This window comes from Youngiibacter fragilis 232.1 (genome assembly GCF_000495435.3).
GTDB classification, from domain to species: domain Bacteria; phylum Bacillota; class Clostridia; order Clostridiales; family Clostridiaceae; genus Youngiibacter; species Youngiibacter fragilis.
Window position 1 is genome coordinate 1 of the sequence record NZ_AXUN02000078.1, and the last position, 2,744, is coordinate 2,744.

Genomic DNA, 2,744 nt, shown 5'->3' on the forward strand with positions numbered 1-2,744 from the left:
TGCACTAGAATTTACGCTTACCTTGAGTGGAACTATGGGTCAAAAAATACAATGAAAAGCCGTTAGAAGGCAAACTGAAGCGTCGTTTTTTTAGTGACCCTTCAAAATTTCCTGTCTTGGGTCTGATTCTTGTTCATGATGAGAAATACGTAAAGGAATACATATATAATAGAAGAAACTCGTTTTATTAGAATTGAAAAGCAACAAATAGATAGTGAAGGGTAGCGTGTTTAGGTTCTGCATTCTTCATAGTTTCATGTAACATAATAAGGCGTCGTATATTCGACTCAGAATATTTAGGATGAACTATGGACTCACTTTGATAATTTCAAATCGCTCTGAGAGCGCAAATATAGATCAAGTTTACAGCTCATCACAATGTGGTGGGCTTTTTTTACGTTACGGACTTCAAAATCCTAGAATTGCCGGTCAAAAACAGAGTATTTCTTGACATTTTTCTGTGTATTGGGTTTCCTTTTTATCCTTTTAGATTCGAGGCGAAAAAGAGAATCTGGATACCTTAGACAGCAAGAGTGAATTATTCCTCACAATTTTATCATCCATGGCCCAGGAAGAGTCGCGGTCCATCTCGGAAAACACAAAGTGGGGCGTTCAGAAAAGGTTCCAACAGGGAAAAGCACATGTTCCAACGACCTATTTCCTTGGCTACACTGAAGATGAAGACGGGAACATCATCATCGATGAAAAGCAGGCCAAAGTGGTAAAGCGAATATACTGGGAGGTACTTGAAGGGAAAGGTACACCCACAATTGCCAAGGAACTGATGAAAGATGGGATTAGGACAGCGAGAAATAAGAAGACCTGGACTTCAGATTCTGTGTACAAAATTCTACGAAATGAAAAATATAAAGGTGATTGTCTAGCACAGAAGACCGTGACGGTGGATTTTCTGACCCATGAGCGAGTGAGAAACAAAGAGCATCAGCCGCAGTACTATATTAGAAATCACCATCCAGCGATCATCAGCGAGGAAGATTGGGAAAAGGTACAAGAAGAGCTGAATAGACGTAGTAAGATGTTTAGGGATCCAGACAATAAATACAACATGGCTTATAGCGGGGCAGCACCATTTTCAAATAAACTCTTTTGCGGGGAGTGTGGAAGACCAGTCACCAGAAGGCGGCTCACCACTCACTGTGGAGAGGATAGTGCACCTGTGAAGTTCACGGCTTGGCACTGTAGAGTTGCTTCCAAAAGAGATCCAAATTTTAAAGACTGCAAATGCAGTTATGTTTGGGAGGAAGAACTAGAGCGGGCCTTCATGAAACTTCTCTTCGATATAAAAAAGGGTAAGGCTAAACTGATTGAAGATGTGGAGCTGTCCATTGAAGAAGCCTCATTGACAGAGGAAGAAGACAGAAGGCTAAATGAACTAGGCACCCAAATCGATAGGATCACAGATAAGATTACTGCAATGGCTGCCAGATCAACAGGGTCAAATGAGACCATTTACGAGGCGACTATGCGACACTTAATATACGAACAGGAGATTCTCCAAATGGAGTATGATGGGCTGAGTGAGAACAAAAAGGAAAGTGAATACCTTGAAGAGAATCTGAAAATCCTAATTGAAGTCTTAGAGAACATCAAAGGTCCTGAAGAAGACTTTGATCCGGACATCCTAACCAAAGTCATTGAGAAGGGAATCGTCTACAATAAATGGCGAGTAGAGTTTCAACTAAAATGCGGCGTTTCATATGAAGTCGACGCTAGGAGAAGACCACAGAGGAGTAAGAAAGCTGAGTAGTAACATTTAGGCACAGAAATAAAAATCTAATATCATCAATTGAATCCAGAACTTCTTTCATTCCAGAGATAGTACTTGCATTATCTTTGGACTAGAGCCATTAATAACATACCTGCAATATTAGCAGGTCAGCTCTAGAGAAAGGAGTTTTTATTGTGGCAAGAAAATCAGTTGAAGTGCTGTTGTCTTCAGAGAGAAAAGAGCCAGTTAAACAAAATGGTGGAAAGATAAGAGTTGCAGCTTATTGTAGGATTAGTCATATTGCTGATGACACTAAATTAAGTTCTTTACAGAATCAGATGGATTACTACTCAACTTATATTCTGAAGAACCCTGAGTATAAGTTAGTCGGTATATATTATGATAGTGGCATTTCAGGATTGACGATAGATAAACGACCAGGTCTTAAAAGGCTCATAAGGCATTGCTTGGAACAACGGATAGATGTAGTGCTTACGAAGAGTATTTCAAGATTCTCCAGAAATGCAAAAGAGCTACTAGAAACTGTAGAGCTATTGAAAGAAAACAATGTAGCTGTAATATTTGAAAAAGAAAAAATCGATTCATTAAAAACGCGTAATAAATTCTTTCTAACAGCTTTAGCAGCAGTTTCTCAGCAAGAAGCCTTGACGATTTCCGAGCAAATTAAATGGGGTGTTGAGAAGAGAAATAAAATGGGAAAACCTGTTTTTCTGAATCAATATGGCTACAGGGTTGCTGAAATTGATGGAGAGAAGACCTTAAGAATAGTTGAAGAAGAAGCGGAAGTGATCAGGAGAATTTTCAGCCTATTTCTGGAGGGTACTTCTACCTATCAAATTGCATTGATACTTACAGAAAAAGGTATTAAGAGACCGTTAGGGAGAGATGTTTGGGATTGTACTAGTGTAAAGCATTTGCTCACGAATCATAATTTTACGGGTAATAGATTTACAAATAAAGTTGCGAACATATTTTGGCTCAATCACAAATTCTG

At 39.0% G+C, this 2,744-nt stretch carries 2 protein-coding genes; both read left to right on the forward strand.

The window, feature by feature from the left end:
• Positions 1-511 precede the first annotated feature (511 nt).
• Positions 512-1,768: a recombinase family protein gene (locus T472_RS04990; protein WP_278279635.1), complete on the forward strand. Its 1,257-nt coding sequence runs from the start codon at positions 512-514 to the stop codon at positions 1,766-1,768.
• A 155-nt stretch (positions 1,769-1,923) separates the two neighbouring features.
• Positions 1,924-2,744 (forward strand): recombinase family protein (locus T472_RS04995; RefSeq protein WP_023863378.1); only part of this gene is annotated, 821 nt, incomplete at its 3' end.